The 26,439-nt window shown below is 53.8% G+C and carries 20 protein-coding genes; 9 read left to right on the plus strand and 11 right to left on the minus strand.

Annotation, left to right across the window (positions count from 1 at the left end; genetic code table 11):
• The first annotated feature begins 221 nt into the window (after positions 1-221).
• From uxaC to HV314_RS03165, 3 genes are all read left to right on the plus strand, one after another.
• Positions 222-1,634 carry a glucuronate isomerase gene (gene uxaC / locus HV314_RS03155; RefSeq protein WP_181547295.1) on the plus strand — a complete coding sequence of 471 codons (1,413 nt, stop codon included), beginning with the start codon at positions 222-224 and terminating at the stop codon, positions 1,632-1,634.
• 15 nt (positions 1,635-1,649) lie between these two features.
• The gene (locus tag HV314_RS03160) at positions 1,650-3,137 is read left to right on the plus strand and encodes a UxaA family hydrolase (RefSeq protein ID WP_016157534.1); all 1,488 of its coding nucleotides are present in this window, start codon (positions 1,650-1,652) and stop codon (positions 3,135-3,137) included.
• A 206-nt stretch (positions 3,138-3,343) separates the two neighbouring features.
• Complete coding sequence (locus HV314_RS03165) at positions 3,344-3,898, plus strand: YgjV family protein (RefSeq protein WP_016154613.1); 555 nt, start codon at positions 3,344-3,346, stop codon at positions 3,896-3,898.
• A 14-nt stretch (positions 3,899-3,912) separates the two neighbouring features.
• Here the strand turns inward: HV314_RS03165 and sstT are convergent, their stop codons facing one another.
• From sstT to HV314_RS03185, 4 genes are all read right to left on the minus strand, one after another.
• Entirely contained in the window at positions 3,913-5,157 is a 1,245-nt protein-coding gene (sstT, locus tag HV314_RS03170) for a serine/threonine transporter SstT (RefSeq protein WP_016154612.1), read from the minus strand.
• Between the two features lie 242 nt (positions 5,158-5,399).
• Positions 5,400-6,368, minus strand: a complete 969-nt coding sequence (locus HV314_RS03175; protein WP_016154611.1) for a TerC family protein — start codon at positions 6,366-6,368, stop codon at positions 5,400-5,402.
• A 271-nt stretch (positions 6,369-6,639) separates the two neighbouring features.
• Positions 6,640-7,638, minus strand: a complete 999-nt coding sequence (locus tag HV314_RS03180; protein ID WP_181547297.1) for a Gfo/Idh/MocA family protein — start codon at positions 7,636-7,638, stop codon at positions 6,640-6,642.
• 72 nt (positions 7,639-7,710) lie between these two features.
• Positions 7,711-8,211: a M48 metallopeptidase family protein gene (locus tag HV314_RS03185; RefSeq protein ID WP_016157533.1), complete on the minus strand. Its 501-nt coding sequence runs from the start codon at positions 8,209-8,211 to the stop codon at positions 7,711-7,713.
• Positions 8,212-8,294: 83 nt separating this feature from the next.
• On the opposite strand from HV314_RS03185, the gene rlmG reads away from it, so the two are divergent.
• Complete coding sequence (rlmG, locus tag HV314_RS03190; RefSeq protein ID WP_181547299.1) at positions 8,295-9,431, plus strand: 23S rRNA (guanine(1835)-N(2))-methyltransferase RlmG; 1,137 nt, start codon at positions 8,295-8,297, stop codon at positions 9,429-9,431.
• Between the two features lie 56 nt (positions 9,432-9,487).
• Here the strand turns inward: rlmG and HV314_RS03195 are convergent, their stop codons facing one another.
• From HV314_RS03195 to HV314_RS03210, 4 genes are all read right to left on the minus strand, one after another.
• On the minus strand, positions 9,488-11,506 hold the full coding sequence (locus HV314_RS03195; RefSeq protein ID WP_019077751.1) for an oxidoreductase: 2,019 nt from the start codon (positions 11,504-11,506) through the stop codon (positions 9,488-9,490).
• Positions 11,507-11,647: 141 nt separating this feature from the next.
• On the minus strand, positions 11,648-12,715 hold the full coding sequence (locus HV314_RS03200; RefSeq protein WP_047358954.1) for an ABC transporter ATP-binding protein: 1,068 nt from the start codon (positions 12,713-12,715) through the stop codon (positions 11,648-11,650).
• On the minus strand, positions 12,712-14,100 hold the full coding sequence (locus tag HV314_RS03205; RefSeq protein ID WP_181547301.1) for a phosphomannomutase CpsG: 1,389 nt from the start codon (positions 14,098-14,100) through the stop codon (positions 12,712-12,714). Before HV314_RS03205 ends, HV314_RS03200 begins: the two co-directional genes overlap by 4 nt.
• A 25-nt stretch (positions 14,101-14,125) precedes the next feature.
• On the minus strand, positions 14,126-15,172 hold the full coding sequence (locus HV314_RS03210) for a LacI family DNA-binding transcriptional regulator (RefSeq protein ID WP_181547303.1): 1,047 nt from the start codon (positions 15,170-15,172) through the stop codon (positions 14,126-14,128).
• Between the two features lie 211 nt (positions 15,173-15,383).
• On the opposite strand from HV314_RS03210, the gene HV314_RS03215 reads away from it, so the two are divergent.
• The 5 genes from HV314_RS03215 to HV314_RS03235 are packed head-to-tail and all read left to right on the plus strand — an operon-like array spanning position 15,384 to position 21,011.
• Positions 15,384-16,670, plus strand: coding sequence for an ABC transporter substrate-binding protein (locus HV314_RS03215; RefSeq protein WP_094762100.1), 1,287 nt, complete (start codon positions 15,384-15,386; stop codon positions 16,668-16,670).
• Positions 16,671-16,679: 9 nt separating this feature from the next.
• A complete protein-coding gene (locus HV314_RS03220; protein ID WP_016154602.1) occupies positions 16,680-17,546 on the plus strand; it encodes a carbohydrate ABC transporter permease in 867 nt (288 codons plus the stop codon).
• Positions 17,547-18,374 carry a carbohydrate ABC transporter permease gene (locus HV314_RS03225; RefSeq protein WP_016154601.1) on the plus strand — a complete coding sequence of 276 codons (828 nt, stop codon included), beginning with the start codon at positions 17,547-17,549 and terminating at the stop codon, positions 18,372-18,374.
• Positions 18,375-18,385: 11 nt separating this feature from the next.
• Positions 18,386-19,969, plus strand: a complete 1,584-nt coding sequence (locus tag HV314_RS03230; protein WP_181547305.1) for an alpha-glucosidase — start codon at positions 18,386-18,388, stop codon at positions 19,967-19,969.
• Complete coding sequence (locus HV314_RS03235; protein WP_141875686.1) at positions 19,953-21,011, plus strand: glycoside hydrolase family 130 protein; 1,059 nt, start codon at positions 19,953-19,955, stop codon at positions 21,009-21,011. Before HV314_RS03230 ends, HV314_RS03235 begins: the two co-directional genes overlap by 17 nt.
• Before the next feature lie 210 nt (positions 21,012-21,221).
• Here the strand turns inward: HV314_RS03235 and HV314_RS03240 are convergent, their stop codons facing one another.
• From HV314_RS03240 to ebgA, 3 genes are all read right to left on the minus strand, one after another.
• A complete protein-coding gene (locus tag HV314_RS03240) occupies positions 21,222-22,655 on the minus strand; it encodes an amino acid permease (protein WP_016154598.1) in 1,434 nt (477 codons plus the stop codon).
• A gap of 65 nt (positions 22,656-22,720) precedes the next feature.
• Positions 22,721-23,170 (minus strand): beta-galactosidase subunit beta, encoded by a 450-nt coding sequence (locus HV314_RS03245; RefSeq protein WP_016154597.1) that lies wholly within the window; start codon positions 23,168-23,170, stop codon positions 22,721-22,723.
• On the minus strand, positions 23,167-26,259 hold the full coding sequence (gene ebgA / locus HV314_RS03250) for a beta-galactosidase subunit alpha (protein WP_181547307.1): 3,093 nt from the start codon (positions 26,257-26,259) through the stop codon (positions 23,167-23,169). The genes HV314_RS03245 and ebgA overlap by 4 nt, the downstream gene beginning before the upstream one ends.
• Positions 26,260-26,439 lie beyond the last annotated feature (180 nt).

The raw sequence follows: 26,439 nt of genomic DNA on the forward strand, positions 1-26,439 counted from the left end.
CCATCACAAAAGTGTGAATCTTCGTGTGGTCATTATTTCGATTCAGCAAAGCCAGTGCTGGTGCGGCTTGGCGCGAGGTTTACCTCTTTGAGAGTAATTTTTTTGTCGCCATTTGTTGATCTAACTCACGAAAATATCTTCAGTGTATGGAAATTGGTGTGATAACTTTGTCAACATCAAAACATAAGCAATCTGACGCACTCGCTGAGAGGAAGACGATAATGACCCCGTTTATGACTGAAGATTTCCTGTTGGACACCGAATTTGCCCGCCGTCTGTATCATGATTACGCCAAAGACCAGCCAATCTTCGACTACCACTGCCATTTGCCACCGCAACAAATCGCGGAAAACTACCGTTTTAATAACCTGTATGACATCTGGCTGAAGGGTGACCACTACAAGTGGCGTGCGATGCGTACTAACGGCGTCTCTGAGCGCCTGTGTACCGGCGATGCCTCCGATCGCGAGAAGTTTGACGCCTGGGCCGCCACGGTTCCGCACACAATCGGTAACCCGCTGTACCATTGGACCCACCTCGAATTACGTCGCCCGTTTGGTATTACAGGTAAGCTGCTGTCTCCGGCAACGGCTGACGAAATCTGGAACCAGTGCAATGAACTGCTGGCGCAGGACAAATTCTCCGCACGCGGCATCATGCAGCAGATGAATGTGAAAATGGTCGGTACTACCGATGACCCGATCGACTCTCTGGAGCATCACGCGGCCGTTGCTAAAGACGGAAGCTTTGATGTGAAAGTGCTGCCGAGCTGGCGTCCGGATAAAGCCTTTAACATTGAGCAGGCGACCTTTAATGACTATATGGCGAAGCTCGGTGAGGTGTCTGACACGGATATCCGCCGCTTCAGCGACCTGCAAGCTGCGCTGACCAAACGTCTGGATCACTTTGCGGCTCACGGCTGTAAAGTCTCTGACCACGCGCTGGACGTGGTGCTGTTTGCTGAATCTAACGAATCTGAACTGGATAGCATTCTGGCACGCCGCCTGGCGGGTGAAACGCTGAGCGAGCATGAAGTTGCCCAGTTTAAAACCGCGGTGCTGGTGTTCCTCGGTGCGGAATACGCGCGTCGTGAATGGGTACAGCAGTACCACATCGGCGCGCTGCGTAATAACAACCTGCGTCAGTTCAAACTGTTGGGCGCAGATGTCGGCTTCGACTCCATCAACGATCGCCCGATGGCCGAAGAGCTGTCCAAACTGCTGAGCAAGCAGAACGAACAGAACCTGCTGCCGAAAACCATTCTCTACTGCCTGAACCCGCGCGATAACGAAGTGCTGGGCACCATGATCGGCAACTTCCAGGGCGAAGGTATGCCGGGCAAGATGCAGTTCGGTTCCGGCTGGTGGTTCAACGATCAGAAAGACGGTATGGAACGTCAGATGACGCAACTGGCCCAGCTCGGTCTGCTGAGCCGTTTCGTCGGCATGCTGACCGATAGCCGTAGCTTCCTGTCATACACGCGCCATGAATACTTCCGTCGCATCCTGTGCCAGATGATTGGCCGTTGGGTTGCTGCAGGTGAAGCGCCGGCAGATATCCAGCTGTTGGGTGAAATGGTCAGAAATATTTGCTTCAACAATGCGCGTGATTATTTCGCCATTGAACTGAACTAAGGCCTGGGTGAAGGTATGCAATACATCAAGATCCATACGCTGGATAACGTCGCGGTAGCGCTCGCTGATTTGGCTGAAGGAACCGAAGTCACCGTTGATGGGCAAGCGGTAATCCTGCGCCAAGCGGTTTCTCGTGGCCATAAATTCGCTTTATGCGATATTGCGCAAGGCGAAAACGTCATTAAATACGGTTTGCCAATCGGTCATACGTTGGTGGACGTGGCGGCGGGTGAGCATATTCATGCTCACAACACGCGCACGAATCTGAGCGACCTGGACACGTATAGCTACCACCCTGATTTTCAGGCAGAGCTTGTTCAACCCGCCGATCGCGATGTACAGATCTACCGTCGCGCCAACGGCGAGGTCGGCGTGCGCAACGAACTGTGGATCCTGCCGACGGTCGGCTGCGTCAACGCTATGGCGCGTCAGATGCAGAACCGCTTTCTGAAAGAGACCAACGACGCCGAGGGTATCGACGGCGTGCATCTTTTCAGTCACACCTACGGCTGTTCGCAACTGGGTGACGACCACATCAACACCCGTACCATGCTGCAAAATATGGTGCGCCACCCGAATGCGGGTGCGGTGCTGGTGGTCGGCCTGGGCTGTGAAAACAACCAGGTTGATGCCTTCCGCGAAACTTTAGGCGAGTACGATCCTGAGCGTGTTCACTTTATGGTCTGCCAACATCAGGAAGACGAAGTGGAAGCGGGGATTGAACATCTCCATCAGTTGTACAACGTGATGCGTAACGATAAGCGTGAGCCGGGTAAGCTGGGCGAGCTGAAGTTTGGTCTGGAATGCGGCGGCTCTGACGGCCTGTCCGGTATTACCGCCAACCCGATGCTGGGGCGTTTTTCCGACTACGTGATTGCCAACGGCGGCACCACCGTGCTGACTGAAGTACCGGAAATGTTCGGTGCCGAGCAGCTGCTGATGGACCACTGCCGTGACGAAGAAACCTTTGGCAAGCTGGTGACCATGGTCAATGACTTTAAGCAGTACTTCATTGCTCACGACCAGCCGATTTACGAGAATCCATCGCCGGGCAACAAAGCGGGCGGGATCACCACGCTGGAAGATAAATCTCTGGGCTGCACGCAAAAAGCGGGCTCCAGCCAGGTGGTGGACGTACTGCGCTACGGCGAACGCCTGAAGACACACGGCCTGAACTTACTGAGCGCGCCCGGTAACGATGCGGTTGCTACCAGTGCCCTCGCGGGCGCGGGCTGTCATATGGTGCTGTTCAGCACCGGCCGCGGTACGCCGTACGGCGGTTTTGTGCCGACGGTGAAAATTGCGACCAACAGCGAGCTGGCGGCCAAGAAAAAACACTGGATCGATTTTGACGCCGGACAGCTGATCCATGGTAAAGCGATGCCTCAGCTACTGAGCGAGTTTGTCGATACGATCGTTGAGTTCGCCAATGGCAAGCAAACCTGCAACGAGCGCAACGATTTCCGGGAACTGGCTATCTTTAAAAGCGGCGTAACATTGTAATTACCCTTCATCTTTCGCGTGACAGCCGCGTTGGCTGCGTCCATTCACCCCGGTCACTTACTCCAGTAAGCTCCCGGGGATGTCTGAACTTACCGCCTTGCGGTAGCACGAAATCTTTTGGGTAATCGAAATGGAGTGGATTTTAAAAACGGCGTTTCATAATATGGGGCGCCGTTTGTATTTGCGTTTCCTCACAAGGATCTCCCATGACCGCGTATTGGCTGGCCCAGGGCGTAGGTGTCATCGCCTTTTTGATCGGCATTACCACCTTTTTCAATCGAGATGAGCGCCGGTTCCGGCTGCAACTTGCCGTCTACAGCGCCACCATTGGCGTGCATTTTTTTCTGATGGGCGCCTGGCCTGCGGGAATGAGTGCAGAGCTAAACACCATCCGCACACTCGTCTCGATGCATACCCGCAAACTATGGGTAATGACCGTTTTTATTATCCTCACCCTGGTTCTCGGGCTGGCGAAATTACAGCATGCGATGGAGCTGTTGCCGATTATCGGCACGCTGGCCAGCACCTGGGCGCTGTTTCGCTGCCAGGGGCTGACCGTGCGCTGCGTAATGTGGTGCGCAACCGCCTGTTGGGTTATCCATAATTTCTGGTTGGGATCGATTGGTGGGACGATGATCGAAGGTAGTTTTCTGGTGATGAACGGCCTGAACATTATTCGCTTCCGGCGGATGCAAAAACGCGGAATTGATCCATTCAAAATTGAAAAAAGCGTACAAGAAGAGAACCCCTCCGTCCGGTGACGGAGGGGCAGAGATTAGCCGCGCAGGGCGTTATTTGCCAGACGTTCGTCTTCAGCCTGGCAGGCCGCAGCGGTAAACAGGACGTCTGTAGAAGAGTTCAGCGCCGTTTCACAGGAATCCTGCAATACGCCGATGATAAAGCCAACGGCAACGACCTGCATGGCGATGTCATTCGGGATACCGAACATATTACATGCCAGTGGGATCAGCAGCAGAGAACCGCCCGCCACGCCCGATGCGCCGCAGGCGCACAGCGAAGCCACCACGCTCAGTAACAGCGCCGTCGGTAAATCGACCGGAATACCCAACGTATTTACCGCCGCCAGCGTCAACACGGTAATGGTGATCGCCGCGCCAGCCATGTTGATGGTGGCTCCCAGCGGGATAGACACCGAATAGGTATCACGATCCAGGTTCAGCTTCTCACACAGCGCCATATTCACCGGAATGTTTGCCGCGGAGCTGCGGGTAAAGAAGGCGTACACGCCGCTTTCACGCAGACAGGCCAGCACTAACGGATATGGGTTGCGGCGAATTTTCCAGAATACCAGCAGCGGGTTGACCACCAACGCTACCAGCAGCATACAGCCTACCAGCACGGTCAGCAGATGTGCGTAGCCCCAAAGCGTGGCGAAACCGGTGGTTGCCAGCGTGGAGGAGACCAGGCCGAAGATACCGATCGGCGCGAAACGAATCACCAGCTTCACCATAAAGGTGACTGCGTTGGACATATCGTTGACCAAATTTTTGGTCGTTTCATTACCGTGACGCAGCGCAAAGCCCAGACCGACGGCCCAAACCAGGATGCCGATGTAGTTGGCGTTAAGCAGTGCATCAATTGGGTTAGAAACCATGCTCATTAGCAGGCCACGCATCACTTCGATAATGCCGGACGGCGGTACGATATCGCTGGCGCTGCTGGAAAGATGCAGTGTCGATGGGAAGGCGAAGCTGAAGACAACGGCCGCTAACGCTGCGGAAAATGTTCCGAGCAGGTAGAGGAACAGGATTGGGCGGATATTGGTTTTTTGCCCGTGCTGGTGGTTGGCGATAGAAGCCATTACCAGCATCAGAACCAGAATTGGCGCGACGGCTTTTAACGCGCCGACGAACAGAGTACCCAGTAAACCAACGGCTTCTGCCGCAGGTTTTGACACCAGTGCCAGTAAAATCCCCAGAACCAAACCGATCAAAATTTGTTTAACCAGGCTCCCTTGCGCCAGGCGCGAGAATAGCCCCGATGAACGTTGCGTAGTCATGTAGTAATCCTTTCATTGTGTTGTTGCCCTGCCTTTGTGCGTTCTGTAGACGCATCTTTCAGGATGGGGCAAATGTTTGCATGGCTGAGTATAAGGAAAGAACAGGGTTCTGGAAGCGAAATATCCTGGATTTCGCGTTGAGATCATATTTTATAACTTTGAGTTAACATTATTTTGACATGATAAACAAAAAGCCCGACGCACGCAGTGTGCTGTCGGGCTTTTCAGCTAGCAGATGAAACTTACTGTATTTGCTGCTTTTTATCGTGCTGGTGGTTGACCCAGGCGTTCACAATCAGCGTCACAAACAGAATGCCAAATACCACGCCTAACGAGATAGCGATCGGGATATGGTAGAAATCGACGATCAGCATCTTAATACCGATAAACACCAGAATGACCGACAAACCGTACTTCAGCATGGAGAAACGCTCCGCCACGCCCGCCAGCAGGAAGTACATTGCGCGCAGACCCAAAATAGCAAACAGGTTTGAGGTCAACACGATGAACGGGTCGGTAGTGACGGCAAAGATAGCCGGAATACTGTCGACGGCAAAAATGACGTCGCTCAGCTCAACCAGAATCAACACCAGCATCAGCGGCGTAACAAACAGCAGGCCGTTTTTACGCACGAAGAATTTTTCATCTTCGATGGTATCGGTCATGCGCAAATGACCGCGCAGCCAGCGTACTAACGGTCTGTCGCCAATACCGGAAGCATCTTCTTTCGCCAGCGCCATCTTCACGCCGGTAAACAGCAGGAATGCACCGAACACGTACAACAGCCACTCAAATTGGGTGATAAGCCAACTGCCGGCGAAGATCATGATCGTACGCAGAACAATGGCTCCCAGCACGCCATACACCAGTACCCGACGCTGCAACGCAGGCGGTACGGAGAAGTAGCTGAACAGCATCAACCAGACAAAGACGTTATCTACTGCCAGCGATTTTTCGATCAAATAGCCGGTAAGGAACGCCAGTGCCTGTGGGTCGGCAACGGCGCGGCCTTGGGTTTGTGCAAGGTACCACCAGAAGACGGCGTTAAACAGTAACGACAGCGTTACCCAAACGATTGACCAGGCCGCAGCCTGCTTCATCGACATCGTATGCGCGCCACGACGACCCTGCAACAGCAGGTCGATGGCCAGCATAATTACCACCACGACAGCGAAGCCACCCCATAACAACGGTGTGCCGACAGTATTCATTGTATTTCCCCATGCATAAAAAAAACGGCCAACGCCGAATGACGTTAGCCGCTGCTTTTTATGCATAGACCTTGCCATTCGGCAAGGTCTCACTTACAACAACAAAGGAATACGATGGCGTATTCCTTTGTTATCGCCCGGCGACCGGATGTGGTTTTTCACACATCGTAATGACGATCAACCGACAACGAAGTTACTCCCCTTTGCGGGTTACAAAATATTACAGGCCATGCATTCAGTCAATGGCCTGCAACATTCGTTTTACATACCTTTACGCTGTCAGCGATGATACCGCTTCGTCTGCCGGGAAAATCACGCCGGTCTGGCGGCGAATCTCTGTTTGCAGTTTGGCGGTGATACGGCTGACGGCCAGTGCGGGGTGATCCACTTCGCCGGATTCAACCAAATGAGCAAAAGCCTCTGCCTCATACAGCATAGTATTGATGTGCTGAGGCGTCGTCAGATCCTGGGTTTTCCCCCCGCGAGGAACGAAGCACACTTTCTGACACTCGGAGATATGCTCGATCACCAGCGATCCCTGCTCACCCTGAATTTCACTGGCTAACACCGAGTCGCTTACTTTTGAGTGCTGGAGTGTGACGCTGAAATCACCGTAATTCATCACCACCACGCCGTGGGCATCTACGCCGCTTTCCAGCAGACTGGCGCTGGCCTGAACGCTTTGCGGCTCACCCCACAGCGCAACCGCTGAGGCCAGGCAGTAAAAACCGATATCCATGATCGAGCCATTTGAGAACGCCGGATTAAACGTGTTCGGATTTTCACCGTCCAGATAGCGCTGGTAACGCGAGGAGTACTGGCAGTAATTAATAAACGCTTTCCTGATTCTTCCGACTTTGGGTAGAGATTGTTGCAACAGCAGGAAGTTAGGCAAGCTGGCGGTCTTAAACGCTTCAAACAACACGACCTGATTTTCGCGCGCGCAGGCGATAGCGGCTTCGGCTTGCGCCAGGTTTGAGGCCAGCGGCTTTTCGCAAATAACATGCTTTTTGTGCCGCAAAAACAGCTCGGTCTGCGGGAAGTGCAGGGAGTTTGGACTGGCGATGTAGACGGCGTCGATCGCCTCGCTTTGCGCCATCGCTTCCAGTGAGGTAAACAGATGCTCGACGGGGTAATCGTTGGCGAAGGTCTGCGCCTGCTCGAGGCTACGGGAATAGACCGCGGTCAACTTATATTTGCCGGTTTCATGGGCGGCATCGACAAACTGGCGGGTGATCCAGTTTGTGCCAATTACTGCGAAACGTATCATAATGGCCTTCAGGCTGCGAAAAGGGATCCTTTCGTCAATTTAGCATGCTCTGAAGACAAAGCCAGTGCGCGACTACGCAGTTTGCTTTAACGATTGTTGCGTTAACCACAGGCGGGTATCGAACTCCAGTTGATGATACTGAGGCTCCATATGACAGCACAGCTGGTAAAACGCTTTGTCGTGCTCTTTTTCTTTCAGATGCGCCAGTTCATGAACGACGATCATGCGTAAAAAAGGTTCAGGGGCATTGCGAAACACGGTGGCAACGCGGATCTCCGCTTTGGCTTTTAGCTTACCGCCCTGCACGCGAGATACGGCGGTATGCAGCCCCAGCGCATTCTTCAGAACGTGTATCTTGCTGTCATACATGACTTTATTCAGCGGCGGGGCATTACGCAGGAACTGATTTTTCAGATCCTGAGTATATTGCCAGAGCGCTTTGTCGGTCGCGAAATCATGCGTCCCCGGATAGCGCTTCTCCAGCACTGCGCCCAGACGCTGTTCAGCAATCAGCGTTCTCACCTGAGAAAGTAAATTCTCCGGATAGCCCTGGAGATAAGTTAGTTGGTTCATCTTTGCCCATGCCAATCATAAAAAGTGTATACTCACGCACCCTTTTCAGGGATACGCCGAAATTTTACCATTCAGGAGGGCCGATGAGCCACATAGACAACGGTTTCCGTTCGCTGTCACTTAAACGTTTCCCGGAAACGGATGACGTTAACCCGCTGCTGGCGTGGGAAGCGGCAGATGAATATCTGCTGCAACAGCTGGACGATACCGAGATTAGCGGCCCGGTGCTAATCCTGAATGATACCTTTGGCGCGCTGGGCTGTGCGCTGGCGCAACATGCGCCGTACAGCATTGGCGACTCCTATCTCAGCGAGCTTGCCACACGCGAGAACCTGCGTCATAACGATATTGCTGAGTCGAGCGTCAAATTCCTCGACAGCACCGCTGAATATCCGCAGGCGCCGGGCGTGGTGCTGATTAAGCTGCCAAAAACCATGGCGCTGCTGGAGCAGCAACTGCGCGCACTGCGCGAAGTGGTAACGCCGCAAACGCGTATCATCGCCGGGGCAAAAGCGCGTGATGTGCATACCTCGACGCTGGAGCTGTTTGAAAAAGTATTGGGTCCAACCACCACGACGCTGGCGTGGAAAAAAGCCCGTTTAATCAACTGTACGTTCAGCAAACCTGAGCTGGCCGCTGCCTCGCAAACGCTAAGCTGGAAGCTGGAAGGTACCGAATGGACTATCCATAACCACGCCAACGTCTTCTCCCGTACCGGACTGGATATCGGCGCACGCTTTTTTATCGAGCATCTGCCGGAAAACCTCGAAGGGGAGATTGTTGACCTCGGCTGTGGTAACGGCGTCATCGGTATGACGCTGCTGGCGAAGAACCCGGAAGCCAGCGTGGTATTTGTTGATGAATCGCCGATGGCGGTGGCTTCAAGCCGCTTGAACGTGGAAAGTAACATGCCTGAAGCGCTGGATCGCTGTGAGTTTATGATCAACAACGCGCTGTCGGGCGTCGAACCGTTCCGCTTTAACGCCGTGCTGTGTAACCCACCGTTCCACCAGAAGCACGCGCTGACGGATAACATTGCCTGGGAGATGTTCCACCACGCTCGCCGCTGCCTGAAAATCAACGGTGAGCTGTACATTGTGGCTAACCGTCACCTTGACTACTTCCACAAGCTGAAGAAGATTTTCGGCAACTGCGTGACCATCGCCACCAATAATAAATTCGTGGTGCTAAAAGCGGTCAAAACCGGTCGCCGCCGCTAATCGTGTGTGCCGGATGGCGGCGTGACCGCCTTATCCGGCCTACGAAATACATACTGTTAAATTTCCAGCGCCAGCATCGTCCCTTGCGCAATAGCGCGTCGGGCATCCAGCTCCATCGCTACATCGCAGCCGCCGATCAGATGCACCGTTTTACCTGCTGCGTGGAGTGGATCAACCAGTTCACGGCGCGGCTCTTGTCCGGCGCAAATCACCACGTTATCCACGTTAAAGATCAACGGTTCGCCGTTCAACACGACGTGTAACCCATCATCATCAATTTTCTGATAGCTAACTGCCGGGATCATTTTCACGCCGCGTGAGAGCAGGGTGGCGCGATGGATCCAGCCCGTCGTTTTCCCTAAACCTTGTCCCGGTTTGCTGGCTTTGCGCTGCAACATCACTATCTGGCGCGGGCTGCGGGATAAGTGCGGGCCTTCCAGGCGTAAGCCGCCAGGCTGTTGCAGACTGGTGTCGATCCCCCATTCCACGCAGAATTCCGCAATGTTTTGGCTGGTGGGCTCACCGGGCTGGCTCAAATACATGGCGGTATCAAAACCGATCCCGCCGCAGCCAACGATCGCCACGCGTTTGCCCACCGGCATTTTATCGCGCAGGACGTCGAGATAGCTGAGCACTTTAGGATGCGCGATCCCCTCGATCGGTGGCATGCGTGGTTCGATCCCGCTGGCGAGGATCACTTCATCGAAGGGGTACAGATCGCGTGCGCTGACAAAGTGATTCAGCTTCAGCGACACGCCAGTCACATCGATCATCCGGCGGTAGTAGCGCAGGGTTTCATAAAATTCTTCTTTGCCGGGGATTTGCTTAGCGATATTAAACTGCCCGCCAATCTCGCTATGCGCGTCAAACAATGTCACGTGATGACCGCGTGCGGCGGCATTAATGGCGAAGGCGAGGCCTGCAGGACCTGCTCCGACAACCGCCAGATTTTTCGGCGCAGTGGCGGCAACGATCGGCATTTTGGTCTCATGGCAGGCGCGCGGATTCACCAGGCAAGAGGTGACTTTGCCGACGAAAATCTGATCCAGGCAGGCCTGGTTACAGCCGATACAGGTATTGATCTCATCCGCTCGCCCGGTTTGCGCTTTTGACAGCAGTTCGGCATCGGCGAGGAACGGACGGGCCATCGACACCATATCGGCATCGCCACGGGCCAGAATGTCATCGGCGACTTGAGGATCGTTAATGCGGTTGGTGGTGACCAGTGGGATCGTCACATGCCCTTTCAGCTTACGTGTCACCCAACTAAACGCACCGCGCGGCACCGGGGTGGCGATAGTGGGAATACGCGCCTCATGCCAGCCAATACCGGTGTTAATAATGGTCGCCCCTGCGGCTTCTATCGCCTGCGCCAGCTGGACGGTTTCGTCGAAGGTTCCGCCGTTTTCCACCAGATCGAGCATCGACAGGCGGAAGATAATAATAAAGTCATTTCCGGCACGCTGGCGTACCGCGCGCACCACTTCCACGGCAAAACGCATGCGGTTGGCATACTCGCCGCCCCATTCGTCATTGCGCTGATTGGTACGCAGAGTCAGGAATTCGTTGATGAGATAGCCTTCCGAGCCCATCACTTCGACGCCATCATAGCCCGCTTCCCGCGCCAGTTGAGCGCAGTGGGCGAAATCTTCAATCAACTGCAGCACCTCATCGTGCGTCAGCTCATGCGGCGTAAAGCGGTTGATTGGCGCCTGAATGGCAGAAGGTGCCACCAGATGCGGCTGGTAGCTGTAACGCCCGGTATGCAGGATTTGCAGGGCGATTTTGCCGCCTTCGTCATGCACGGCGTCGGTAATGACGCGATGATGTGCAAGCTGGCTGGTGTCGTTCAGCATCGCGCCGCCTTCCATCCCCACGCCGGAAAGCGCAGGCGCAATACCTCCGCTCACAATTAACGCTACGCCGTGACGGGCGCGTTCGGCGTAGAACGCGGCCAGCCGTTCTGCACCGTCGGGATACTCCTCCAGCCCGGTATGCATTGAACCCATCAGCACGCGGTTTTTAAGCGTGGTGAAGCCTAAATCGAGCGGGGCGAACAGCGACGGATAGCTCATAAAGGTGTCCAGTATGTAAAATTATTGTTATGTGGTCGGATGAGTTAATAATTTAGCCGTCGCCGCGTAAAAGGGAAAAGGGGAATGCCGTGATTGTGATGGGATTCAAAAAATGCCCCTGCGGACGCAAGGGCAAGTGGGTCAGAACGCCAGTCGTTTACCCAGACCGTCAAAGAGATGCAGGTGCGACTCTTGTACGGTGAGCGTAAGTGGTGTATCCGGCATGAAGCTAAGCTGTTGAAAAGACTTCAGGCACACGGGGTGGCCGGCTAAATCCAACCACACCAGCGTGGAGTCGCCCTGTAATTCACACAGCCGGGTACGACCTTGCAATGTGAAATCCCCGGTCTGCTGGTACTGCATATGCTCCGGGCGGATGGCGACAAACAGCTTGTCCCCGTCGCTAACGCCTGCTGGCTGACGGGTGAGGCGGAAGACAAGGTTATCGGCGATATGCAGCGCGCCTTCGCGCCATACCGCTGGCAGAACATTGATTTTCGGCGTGCCGATAAACTCAGCGACAAACAGGTTTGCCGGGGTGTTATACAGCTCCAGCGGCGTGCCCACCTGCTCAATTTTTCCCTTGTAAAGCACCACGATGCGATCGGCCAGCGTCATCGCCTCCACCTGATCGTGCGTTACATAGATCATGGTGTTTTTCAGGGTGTTATGCAGTTGCTGGATCTCCTGGCGCATCCCGACCCGCAACGCGGCATCCAGGTTAGACAGCGGTTCATCAAACAGAAACAGTTCCGGTTGCTGGACAATAGAACGCCCGATCGCCACACGTTGGCGCTGCCCGCCGGACAGATTCTGCGGCAGCCTGTCCAGCATCTCTTCCAGCTTCAGCATGCTGGCGGCGTGAGCGACCCGCTTATCAATCTCGGCGGCGGGCGTGTTGATATTACGTAAACCGAATGACAGATTTTCCCTGACGGTCATATGCGGGTAGAGGGCGTAGGACTGAAACACCATCGACAGGTTGCGTTTGCCCGCCGCAAGTTTGGTAACCTCTTTTCCCCCCATCACCAGTTTACCGCCGTCGGGGATTTCCAGTCCGGCGATGATCCGCAGCAGCGTGGATTTCCCGCATCCGGAAGGGCCAACCAGCACAATGAACTCCCCGGAGGCGATCTCCAGCGACAGATTTTCAATGATGGTGTTCTTGCCCCAGGCTTTATGAATATTGCTCAGGCTTAGCGCGGTCATAACCTCTCCTTGTCAGAATCCCAGGCTGCAATCAGCGTTAAAATTTCATCGGTTTTGCGCGCCAGCAGTGCCGTATCCGCGCGGGTTTCCACGTTCAGGCGCAGCAGCGACTCGGTGTTGGAGGCGCGTAAGTTGAAGCGCCAGTCAACGAAGTCGATGCTCAACCCATCGCAATCGTCACGCAGGCCGCCGGCTTGCAGATAGTGAGAGGCGATGGATTGCATGACAGATTGCGGATCGGCCACCGTCAGATTGATTTCGCCGGAAACCGGAAAGCGCACCTGGGCGTGTTCGATATACGCCGACAGCGGACGGCTGGCGCTGCCGATAATTTGCAGCAGCAATACCAGTGGGATCATCCCGCTGTCGCAATAGCCAAAATCGCGGAAGTAGTGGTGGCCGCTCATTTCTCCGCCGTAGACCGCGTCCTCTTCGCGCATTCGCGCTTTGATAAAGGCGTGCCCGGTTTTGCTGATGACCGGGATTCCGCCGCAGCGAGTTACAACGTCCAGCGTATTCCACGTCAGGCGCGGGTCCAGAATGATATGACTGCCTGCGGAGCGTTGCAGGAAGTGCTCGGCGAACAGGCCAACCAGGTAGTAGCTCTCAATAAAGCGGCCACACTCATCAAAGAAGAAGCAGCGATCGAAATCGCCATCCCAGGCGATGCCGAAATCAGCCTGATTCTCGATAACCGCCTGCTGGGTGATGAGGCGGTTTTCCGTCAGCATCGGATTCGGCACGCCCGCCGGGAAATGACCGTCCGGCTGATGGTGCAGGCGAATAAACTCAATCTGAACGCCCGCACGGGCCAGTCCGTCGGCGATAGCGTCAAGCGCAGGCCCGACGGTGCCATGTCCGGCGTTGGTCACAATACGTAGCGGGCGAGTCGGCGGATGCTGAAGGAAGCGCAGCAGGCAGGCAATCCAGGCGGGGCGATTATCATAAGGGATGAGGCTGCCACGATGGACGATCGGAGCAAAGTCATTGCGCTCCGCCAGCGCTTTTATCTCCAGCAGGCCGTTGTCGTTACTGATCGGACGCGCCTCTTCGCGCACCAGCTTCATACCATTGTACTGCGCCGGATTATGGCTGGCGGTAATCTGAATGCCGCCGTCGGCACGCAGTTCCCGGGTGGCGAAATAGATCTCTTCGGTGCCTGACAGACCAAGGTCGATAACATCCACGCCGCTGGAAATCAGCCCGTCGGTCACGGCGGATTTTAACGATTCCGAGCTAAGGCGAATGTCGGCGCCGATCACTACCCGGCGCGGATGGCGCCAGGCGGCGTAAGCGCGACCGATGCGAAAGGCGATATCCGGCGTCAGGTTGACGCCAACCTCACCGCGAATGTCGTAGGCTTTAAAACAGGTTAGTTCATCCATAATCTACTCTTCTGTAATTAATGAGTCAGGCTGACTCCCGAATGATGAGCTGGTAAGGCAATTCATAGTGGGTCACCGGTCCTCTGGTGAGCAGCAATTTGACGGCCATTTCCCCTTTCTTTTCCGCGTCTTGCGCGATGGTGGTCAGGCGTATTCCCGCCACCTCAACGGCGAGATTATCGAAACCGGTAACGGCAACCCGCTGCGGAACCGCCAGTTGCTGCCGTTGGCAGTAGTGGATCGCGCCGACGGCGAAGCGATCGGAAAGGCAGATAAGCGCAGTGATCTCCGGATGGGTTTCCAGTAACGCTTTGGCCGCCTGTTCGCCGTGTTCTTCATCGTGTCGGGTTTGATACAGCCAGCACGTTTCAAGGGCGAAGCCGCGCTGCTGGAAAACTTCCCGGCAGGCATTCACGCGGGAGAGCATCAGCAGGTTGTCGCCGGTGACGGGAGCGGTCAGATCGCACATTCCCTGCGCCGAGGGCTGTGACGGAAAAGCGATGACGCCGAAATACCGATGACCTTTGTCGGCCAGATAGCGGGCAATATCGCGCATGGCGCAGGCGTTATCGATGGAGACGCTGCTGTGGTCGGGGAACTGAAAATCGAGCGTGACCACCGGACGTCCGTGAGCCAGCGCGTGCTGGATCATAGCCGCATTGTTATGCGTGGCGTTGAGAATATAGCCATCAACCAAGGTGTTGAGCGGCGTCTGTTGCCGCTTACGCAAAGGGATCAAGACCAGATTGACGTTTTGTTCTTCACACTGGACGGCGATCCCCCGCATCAGCGCAATGTCGTGGGGATCGATAAACACGTAACTCATAGAGTCGTTGAATATCACGCCGATGGTGTCAGATTTGCCGGTACGCAGCGCGCGCGCCAGCTTGTCCGGTCCCTGAAAGCCAAGCTCGCTGGCATATTGCAAAATTCGCTGGCGCAGCTCCGGAGATAATTTTTCCGGATTATTCCATGCGTTCGACACCGTGGTATGGGAAATACCCATAATCTTGGCCAATGATTTTATCGTAATACGTTTCTTATCTTTATTATCATTAACGTTTATTTTCATTTTTAATATATTTGCTGGGTTTATATATTGGCGTGAATTATTTATTTCTATCGTCCATTGCGTTGAACGGTGATGCAAAGTTTAACGTTAAACAAAAATCGTTTTGTGATTTGTTTAACGTTAAACATAAAAAGGGGGTGTTAATTTACGCTCCATTCAATAGCAGGGTAGCGGTAAATCAATACTTATTGAAAGTAAATGGAGAGTTATCGTGAGAGTTGTAAAATTAGCTAAATTAACAGCCTGTGTACTATTCGCATTTTGTATTTCTGGCTGCGGTCCGGATGATAAAAAATCCGCAGAGACAGCAAAAACGCCAATTAAAATGTGGGTGGCACCAAACGAAAATGAAGAAGCCTTCTGGAATACTATGGTTAAAGAATGGAATAAAGACCCGGCGCATACCCCGGTCGAATTTACGCCCATTCCTGCCGCCAGCAGTTCTGAAGAGGCAATAATGAACGCGCTGGCTTCCGGCACGGAACCCGATATTTCCAGTAATATCTTTATCGGTTTTGCCAGCCAGTTGGTGGAAATTGGTCAGCTGGAAGACCTGTCTAAAATGAGCGGCTTTAATGAACTCATTAATAACCGACAGATGGGCAAAATTATTCCTGCCTGGCAATTAAACGGCGAGCAACACGTTCTGCCAATCTATATTAATCCTATCGTCTGGTGGTGGCGGGGCGATTTACTCAAGCAGTATGGTTTTGATCATGTTCCGACTCGTTATGATGAGCTTTATCAACTGGCAGAGCGCCGGGCGGCGGATAATAACGGCTATGTTATCCAGATGACCGCCGGGAAAAACTGGTGGGAACGCTGGTTCGATTTTATTCCGCTTTATTATGCGCAAAACGGCGGTAAACCTTACCTCGCGGGTCATCAGGCGACGTTTGCCGATCCTGCCGGACAGGCGGTACTGACCTTTATGGGGAAAGTCTTTAACAGCAAGTGGAGCAGCTACGACTTCACCGCCGCCGACGATCCGTTAGCGACTGGACAGGTGCTGGCGTCCGCGCGCGGTCCGTGGGATATCGCTCGCTATCACAAGCAGTATCCGGAGATCCTCAAAACGCTGCAAATTGGGCCGATGCTCACCGAGAAAGGCGACGCGCACCCGTATACGTTCGGCGACAGCAAAGGGGTGGTGATCTTCAGTTCCAGCAAGCGCAAAGCGCAGGCGTGGGCGTTTATTCAGTGGGTCTTTAACAACGCCGAGCACGACCGGAGCTGGCTGGAGCTGACCGGTATGCCGCCAGCACGCAGTGATTTAATGAGTAATCCGCTGTTTGTGAATTACTTTGAGAAAAACCCGCTGGAGAAGGCGATCGCTTCTTACGTGGACGTCGCGCTGCCGCCAGCGGCCACTACGCAAACCACGGAGATTCAGCGCAGCATGACGCAGATGCTGGAGCAGGTCATTTTCAACCACGCCGATCCGGCAGCCACCCTCGATAAATCCGCGCAGGAAATTAACACGTTGCTGGCGAAATAAGGGGAAAAAATGGCTGGATATGAATCCCGCACCGGAGGCCTGCTGGCCTCCACGTGGATCGGTTATTCGTTGCTGTTCTGGTTTTATCCGCTGTGCTGGCTGGTCGTGCTCAGCGTGACGAACTGGCAATTTATTGGCACGCCGACGTTTAGCGGATTACAGAATATCATTGGCGTGTTTCATGACGCGTTATTCTGGCAGTCGATGTGGAACGTGTGCCGTTTTTTAATGTGGTATATCCCGATTGTCTTTCTTGCCTCGCTGCTGTTTGCCGCGGGATTACGAAAAATTAAGTACGGGAAAAGTTTTATTGCCCTGAGCTTTTTACTGGCGAATATCTCTTCGGGGGTGGCCTATTCCATCGTCTTTGCAAAACTGTTCAGTGAATACGGGCCGGTCAATCAATTTTTACAGGCCAGTTTCGGCATCTCTGTGCCCTGGTTTACCAACCCTGACTGCGCCATGTTATCCATTGCGTTAATTGTTACCTGGAAATTCGTCGGTTATTACGGGCTGATTCTCTATTCCGGGATGGTGGCGATCCCCGCGGATATTTACAGCGCGGCGCAGTTGGATAAAACCGGGAAGTTTAAGCAAAGTTGGGCGATTACCCTGCCGATGATGAACGCGCAAATCGTGATGGTGATGGTGCTGGCGATTACCGTGGCGTTCAGCATCTTTACCGAGCCGTATCTTATCACCGGCGGCGGACCGCTCAACAGCACCACCAGTCCGATGGTGGTGATGTATGAAGTGGCGTTCCAGAAAATGAAGCCAACCTGGGCGGCGACCATGTCGATTATCGTTGCGGCATGCAGTTTCCTCGCCATCTGGGTCTTCCGCAAAGTATTCGAAAAACATATCGAGATTGTGTGAATGAAGAAACTGACTCCCTTAACGCTGCTCATTCACGCCGTGATGTTTTTGCTGGCGCTCACCTGGCTGTATCCTTTTATCTGGATGGTGATCTCCTCGCTGAAACCGACGGCGCAAATCTACACGACCGGGCTTTTTTCCGGTCATCTGACGCTGGAGAATTACGCTTTTCTGTTCGATAACAGCAACCGGGCGGACAAACCTTTTTTGCGCACCCTGGTTAACTCGCTGTTTGTGTCGCTCACCATTACCGTCTGCGTCACGCTGACCTCAATGCTGGTGGGATATGCCGTCGCGAAAACCGAGTTTCGCGGCAAAAATGCGTTTCGCAACCTGTTAATTGTGCAGATGGTTTTCCCGGTCTTTATGTTCATCATTCCACAGTTTGTCCTGATGCGTGAACTGGGGCTGATCAACAGCTACGGGGCGATGATCCTGCCGTATGCGATGAGCGCCTGGGGCATTTTTATGGTTTCGCAGAGCTTTAAAGGCACGCCGAATGATTACCTGTATGCCGCAAGGCTCGATCACGCCAGCCTGTGGGGGATCTTGCGGCATGTGATGATGCCGCTGAATAAATCCATTCTGGCGATTGTCGCACTGTTCACCTTTTCCAGCTCATGGGACAACTTCCTCTGGCCGCTGATCGTGATGCGCGAAGTGGACAAAATGCCGTTTTCGGTGCTGCTCGCCACCTTCAGCAAATCCTACGGCATCTACCTGGGACCGGTGCTGGCGGGGTCGGTGGTGCAGATGCTGCCAATCGTTGTCCTGTTTATTCTGTTCAGAAAATACTTCCTCGAAGGCATGTCGTTATCACTGAAATAAGGAATGTGACGGTGAAAAAGCAACCGTGGTGGCAGGCGTGTACCTGCTATCAAATTTATCTGCCTTCGTTTTGCGACGGCAATAACGACGGGCTGGGCGATTTTCCGGGCCTGATTTCCCGGCTGGATTATTTGCAGGCGCTGGGCATCGGTGCGGTGTGGATCACGCCGTTTTATCCCTCTCCGCTGGTGGATAACGGCTACGATATCAGCGATTACTGCGCCGTTGACGCCCGTTTCGGCACTCTCGACGATTTTCGCCGGGTGGTTGACGGCTGCCACGCCAGAGGCATTCGGGTGATTATCGATCTGGTGGTCAATCACGTCTCCTCAGAACATCCCTGGTTTTGCGAGGCGTGGAATAATCCGGACAGCCGCTATCGTGATTATTTCCTTTTTCGCCGCCAGCCGAATAACTGGCGTTCTTTCTTTTCCGGCAGCGCGTGGACCGCTGAGCCAGACACCGGCGAGTTTTATTACCATAAATTCGCGCCCGGCCAGGTGGATCTCAACTGGGCCAACCCGGCGGTGGAACAGGAAATTTACCGGGTAGTGGATTTCTGGGTTACGCAGGGGGTGGACGGTTTTCGCTTTGACGTCATCAACTTTCTTACTACCGACGGCATTGGGCCTGATAACCCGGAAGAGAACGGCGAGCAGCGCCATGAATTTGACATCAATCAGCCGCGACTCCCTGAAACGCTGCAACGGCTGTGTGCCCATGTTCGGGCGCAGGGTGACTATTTCCTGATTGGCGAAATCGGCAGCGAAGACCCTGACGTGCTCAGCCGCTATCAAAGTCCGCAGCTGATGGACGTGGTGTTTAATTTCAATATCGGCAGCCAGAAAACCTTTGATGTTTCCCGTCTTTTCAGCCAGTTAAAAACCACGCTGGCTGCGCAGTCGGGTTTACCGACGCTGTTTTTCTCCAGCCATGATATGTCGCGGATGATCAGCCGCTTTGGCGAAAACGAGCGCGATACCGGGCGGGCGCTGGCGGTGCTGGCGCTTCAGCTAACGGTGAGCGGCGTGCCGTTTATCTTCCAGGGAGAAGAGCTGGGGGTGACCGACTACCGTCCGCAAACGGCGGAGCAGCTTTTTGATATTCAGGGAAAAACCCATTACCGCACCGCCCTTGCCGCAGGCAGCAGCCCACAGCAGGCGCTGGCGCTGGCTATTGAACATTCGCGGGATGGTTCGCGCGCGCCGCTGCCCTGGCGCGACGCCCCCTTTGGCGGATTTTCCTCCGTCGCACCGTGGATGCCCGTCGGCGGCGATATCACCCTGATTAACGCGGAGCGCCAGCAGCAGGATGAGACATCGTTCTGGCATCAGTACCGACTGCTTATCGCCCTGCGCCGCCGCGTTGCGGCGCTGCATCAGGGACAGCAGGACTCGCTCGACCTCACTGACGAATGCGTCTGGTTTACCCGTTCGACGGCGGCGGAGCAGGTCTGGGTCGCCATCAACTTTGGTGCGCCCGTTCGCAATCCGTGGCAGGAGATTGAGGCTGAAGTGCTGTACGGGGAGGACGCGCAATGGATTGGCAAGAATCAATGTTTGATCAAAAGGAGAGTACATGGACAGGCACAGTAAAAACCCGTTGATTACCCCGGCGGACGTGACGCCTTCACTGCCCGGCAGGAAGGTCGATTGTGTTTTCAATGCTGGCGTAACGGAGTGTGACGGGGAGATCGTTTTGCTGCTGCGGGTGGCGGAAAGCGTGATCAATTCCGACCCGCAGCAGCGTGTCGTACCGCTGTTGGAAAAAACCGATGCGGGCTGGGTACAGGCCACCGCAAGTTTCGATCGTCGCGATGAACGCTATGATTTCAGCGATCCGCGGGTGATCGTGCTGAAAAGCGATCCGGCGCGGGTGTGGCTGACCTCCATGTCGCATCTGCGTCTGGCGCGCAGTCGCGACGGGGTGAACTTCCGGATTGACAGCCAGCCGTTTATCATCGCCGATACGCAATATGAAGAGTTCGGCTGCGAAGATGCGCGGATCACCCGCATCGATGATATCGCGTACATCAACTACTCGGCGGTGTCGTCGCTGGGGATCTCTACCGCGCTGGCGGTGACCAAAGATTTTGTCACGGTGGAGAAAAAAGGGTTGATCCTCTGTCCGGACAACCGCGACGTCTGCTTTTTCCCGGAAAAGATCGCCGGTAAATATCACGCCCTGACCCGTCCGGCCCCGTGCCACTTCGGTCATCCGGAAATCTGGATCTGCGAGTCGCCGGATATGTTGCACTGGGGCAACCATCGCCACCTGCTGGGACGGTCCGGCGATGCCTGGGACTGCCGTAAATCAGGCGGCGGCGCGCCGGTATTAAAAACCGATCGCGGCTGGCTGGAGATCTACCACGGTGTGGATGCCGATCAGCGCTACTGCCTCGGCGCGCTGCTGCTGGATCTCAACGATCCGACCCATATTTTGGCGAAATCACCGGTACCGTTGCTGGAGCCAGATGCGCCCTACGAGCGCGAAGGCTTCTTCGGCAATGTGGTGTTCACCTGTGGGGCGCTGATCCGCGATGAGACGCTGCACGTCTGGTACGGCGCCGCCGATGAGTGCGTGGCGCTGGCGACAATGCCGCTGGACAAACTGTGGCGGCATCTGGGGGTTAAATAAATGCCGCAGAGCGTCCTGGGTTGCTAAACCTCCTTCTGGCAGGGGGGCGATTCACACGTTGCGACCGCTGGTGGACGAATCTTTGCTGCAAATAATGAAAATACACAACAGAAGAGCAGGGCAATAAATGCCCTGCAAGTCTGTATATTTAATTTCACATTGTATTTCAGGTGCGTAAGAAAACAGACAGCTCTAATCGTTATTAATACTTTAATTAATATCTGACGCGGGAGCCGCCTCAATAGCTTTTTCTTCTTTGGTTAGCCCTTTGATGTATTTACTGTATTTCCACCAGGCAAAACCGAGGAAAATAACAATCCCCCCGACGTTATAGAAAATAATGGTCATGATGTTACCACCGGTCGGGAAGGTCGAGGCAATAAACCCGATGGTGAAAAGGACAATCAGCATCGATACCACAATAATGCCGGTTTTTTGCGAGCCCATACGGAAGTCGCGCGGTAAGTGGTCCAGTTTTGCGCGCAGATTCAGGTAAGCCAGCATAATAAACAGCGGCGGCAGCATCGATGCGGCGGCGGTCATGTTGATTATGGTGTTCATTAAATCCTGCACGGTATTGGAGCCGAGCGTTGGGATAATCATCAGCGGGATAACAATCAGGAACTGAATCCAGGCTGCGCGGGCCGGAACGCCGTTTTCATTCAGTTCGACGGTTTTTTTACCGAAAATACCGGCAGGAATTTCAGAGAAGAAAATTTTCACCGGCGTTGCGGTCCACATCAGCAGAGAGCCGAACATCGCGGTAAAGGAGACCAGGCCGACAAAGCGGTTAACGATCAGTTCCGGCAGACCAAAGTATGCCGCCAGGCCGTGGAATACCTGTACCGAACCACCGGTAAATTTCAGCTCTTTGCTGCTCACGAAGACGTTGATCAGCACAGACGAGATGGAATAGAGCACGCCGATAAAAATCCCGGCAATGATAATAACCTTCACGAACGATTTGGACCCGCCCTTGACGTCGTTGACGTACACTGCCACCGACTCCGCACCGCCTGCCGCCATAAAGATCCAGGTGGTGATACCGAGGAAGGCCCAGTTAAAATTCGGGATCATTGCGTCTACGGTGATAGGGTCAGCAGGCTGTACGCCGCCAACCAGCGCAGTACCCGCCAGTAGGATGTAGGACAGGGTCAGCAGCAGCATCAATGTAGAGGTGACCGAAGTAATCGGTCCTAACATTTTTGCGCCGTTGGTCGAAACCCAGGTGGAGAAGGCAAACAGCACCATACTTAATACAGTGGTTGCGAACGGCGTCAGAATGTATTCGTAGCCTAAAAAAGCATATGAGGCGTAGGCGATAACACGGGGTAATAGCGAGGTAAAAAAGAACAGGTTAACGAACCAATAGGTATAGGCGGTAATAAATGCCCAACGTCCGCCCAGCGAACTTTTCACCCATGCATAGACACCGGCTTCGGAGTTTTTATTCAGCGAAACAAATTCAGCGATGATTAAGCAGAACGGAATAAAGTAGAAGATCGTCGCGAGGAAAAACATCGGTGCGGATGCCAGACCAAGCTCAATATTATTGTTGATAACGTTATTAAAACTATAAACCGCGGCAAAGGTGAGTGAAAGTAAGCCGAACTTGCCGATGGTATTACGTTTGGTATCAGACATAGCACATCTCCGATTCCTGATTATTATAGGGTACTGGCGGCGCAACGTCGGCGCCGCCTGTGTTTTTATTTATTATGAAAATAACCATCTTCGATGGTGACTTTGAGTACGACTTTCTTCACTGCGTTATTACAAATAAAACGATAGGCTTCATGGTTGTCACAAATAACCATTTGTCCTTCGCGCACTTCTACGGTTTTTCCACAGCCTTTCAGATATTCACGATCGGTTTCATCGCGATAATATTCAACCACCTGGAGATCCTCTTTGGCGGCATACTCTATTTTTTGCTGTCCTTGCAGGTAGTAATGGATCTCAAAATAACGACGATGACCGGTAAACAGTGCATCGGTCGCGGAGTCTGTCTCCACGCGATAGCTCAGGGAATCACCGATAGAGTGGGCGACGCCTGGTTGAATATTATCAATATTTTCAATCGCTTCGACGCAGCGCTGCCACTTCTTCCCGGATGCGTAAATTTGTTGGAACTGCGCTAAGTTGTCGATGATCCTCATTTTGTATTCTCACTGTGCAAATTCGTGGAAAAGAACCCGGTACCAAAGACGCGGCTGGCGGCGGTTTGAGCGCTAGATTCGCTACCGGAAACCGGCAACAACGTGAAGCCGTAGCTGAACGAACGGAACCAGACGCGCCAGGAATCAAGCACCTCGCTTCCCCACGAGTTGGAGCCTAAGCCCAGCACCTGGTGGTCCAGATTCAGGGTGATGTCATCGCTGCGCTGCAGCGCATTACAGTGCTGTGCGGCAAAGATATTTTCTGGCGTATAGCGCCAGGCGCTCAGGTTGACAGGGCGCTGCGGAACCACCAGCAGACCGTTGCCGTGGCGGTTGGTTAGCGTTGCCCAGCGCACGTCCTGACGATTGCCGTTGTTTTGCGGGAACGGATAGTTTTCGAACATCTCATCCACGCTGCTGCGCCAGATATCGATGATGTTGGCCTGCTGGCTATCGGCATAGTTTTCACCGGGACCACGTCCGTAATATGCCACCTGCCCCAAATCGCCGTTGATGCCCATCGTGAAGCCGATGCACGGAATAATGTCCCGGTACTCGCCGTAAGGCTGGCCGGAAAGCTCCACGTTCAACTGACCGTCTGCGGCAATCCGCCAGCGGTAGGTACAGCGCATACCGAAATCAAATACCGGCGGGGCGATAATCGTCTGGCTGGTTATCAACAGCGCGTCATCGGTTTGCTCAATGGCAAAATCGCGCAGATGCTCCTGCATAATCTGTAAATGATTTGGTTGCCAAAGGCCTTCGAACTCTTGTTTGTGGTTATCAATGGTTGGTTTGAAGAAATTAATCTTCGGCTCGCGGGTAATCAGCTCCTCACCGTTAACGGTCCAGCTAATGGGCTTACCGTTCAGTTTTGAGAAGGTCAGAAGGAAGTTATAACCGCGTATGGTGCAGCTCTGGGGGCTGTCTTCCAGCGTCAGAGGGGTAGCGTTTTTCAGGCTAAACGGTACGGCAGCCGCCGTTCTGGCCTTCAGCGGGAACTGATAAGTCGCGATGTGGTGCCCGGCTTCGCTGTATGCCGTACGGGAATCTTTCGTCACGATGACGTTGAGGAACGCTTCGCGCGCATCCAGCTCCGGCAGTGTGCATTGCACGAGGGTATCGCTGTTAGGAGGGACGTCGCGCAGTTTTATCTGCTGAGCAGAAAGCGTATCTCCCTCGGCGCGAACCTCAATATGCAAGGTGTAGTCGTCAAGCGTGGTAAACCACAGTTTGTTTTCTACCCGTAGCTCGCCGCGAGCCAGATCCTGTGCGCGTACTTTTACTGGCGCAATCACCTGCTTGTACTCTTGCAGACCCGGCCCCGGGGTTTGATCGGAATAAATCAGGCCATCAAGGCAGAAGTTGTAGTTGTTCGGATAGTCGCCGTAGTCGCCGCCATATTTGTACCAGACGTTGCCGTCGTCATCTTTGGCCTGAATCCCGTGATCGCACCACTCCCAGACATAGTGTCCCTGAATGCAGTCATGCTGATAAAAGACGTTCTGATATTCCGTCAGCCCGCCGGGACCGTTGCCCATGGCGTGAGCATATTCGCAGATGATGCGCGGCTTAGGATGTGGATATTCGCCAAACTCATTCATCAGCGGCACACGGGTGTACATGGTGGAGATGATATCCACCACTTCGGCGTCACGATCTTCTTCGTAATGGATCAGACGCGTGTCATCCAGCGCTTTCGCGGCGTGATACATGGCGCGGATGTTACAGCCGTATCCGGATTCGTTGCCGAGCGACCAGATGACGATCGACGGGTGGTTTTTTTGTGCATGGATGTGGCGCACGATGCGCTCAACGTAGACGTTTTCCCACAGCGGATCGTCGGTTATCCGGCTGATATCGCCGATATTGGCGAAGCCGTGAGATTCAACGTCGGTTTCGGCCATCACGAACAGACCGTAGATATCGCACAATTCATAGAAGCGCGGATCGTTCGGGTAATGGGCGGTACGCACGGAGTTGATGTTGTGCTGCTTCATTAACAGCAGATCTTTTTCAACGCGATCCATGCCAACCGCACGGCCTTTAAGATGATCGTTATCGTGGCGGTTAACGCCATGCAGCATCACGTAGCGGTTATTGATGTAAAACAGACCGTCGCGAACTTTGATATCGCGGAATCCGACCCGCTGTGGCACGACCTCAAGGAGATTGCCGTTGGCATCTTTCAGCGTCATCACCAGATGATAAAGATACGGCGATTCCGCTGACCACTGCTGCGGCGCGCTAACCTTGAAATTAAAAGCGGTGCGGGTGTGTTGATCCACTGCCAGATTGTTAATCACACTGCTATGCAGCGCCTGCTCACCGTCAAACAAGGTGTATTCGAGCGACGCCATCGCTGGCGTGGCAGCCAGGTTTTCCAGCGCAATGTCGCAGGTGAGGGTGGCGTCGCGATAGTCATCATCGAACTCGGTGCGAACGGTAAAATCCTGAATATGGGTCGCCTGTTTGCCTACCAGATAGACGTCGCGGAAAATTCCCGCCGACCACCACATGTCCTGGTCTTCAACGTAAGTGGAATCAGCCCATTGCATTACGCGAACGCACAGCAGGTTGTCACCGGTCTTCACCACCGCGCTGATATCAAATTCAGCCGTCAGGCGGCTGCCTTTACTGAAACCAACGTACTGACCATTCACGTAAACTTCGAAGTAGGTTTCTACGCCATCAAATTTAATCAGCGTTTGTTTGCCCTGCCAGCCTTCGCTGAGGGAGAAAATGCGCTGGTAGGCTCCGGTGGGGTTATTGGTCGGAACGTAGGGGACATCAATCGGGAAAGGAAAACCTTCGTCGGTATACTGCAGTTTGCCATGTCCTTCCATCTGCCACATGCCGGGGACAGTAATGCTGCCCCAGTCGTTCATAAACTGCGACGTAAAGATTTCCGGCACCTGCAGCGGATGCTCAAAGAACTGAAAATTCCACTGACCGCTTAGCAACTGAAAGAGGCTGCTGGTTTCGCGGGCAAACGAGCGAGCCTGCGCAACGGAGTCATAAGAGAAAAAATATGCGCGTGGCGCCAGTCGATTTTCGTGGGTGAGCTGAATGTTTTCCCAGCGATTCATAAGGCCTCCCGGTGGAGAAAAATCGGAACCATTCATTGTAATGGTGAGTAAGTGTAATTGATGGTGATTTTAGTAAAAGTTTTACTAAAATATAGCGAGTGAGGTGATTTACTTTAACTGGATCACGAAAATAATGGGGGTGCAGAAAATAATGCATGACAATGCGCGCCCGGCATCAGA

Origin of the sequence: Citrobacter sp. RHBSTW-00887 (assembly GCF_013728095.1) — a bacterium.
Classification (GTDB): Bacteria; Pseudomonadota; Gammaproteobacteria; order Enterobacterales; family Enterobacteriaceae; genus Citrobacter; species Citrobacter braakii.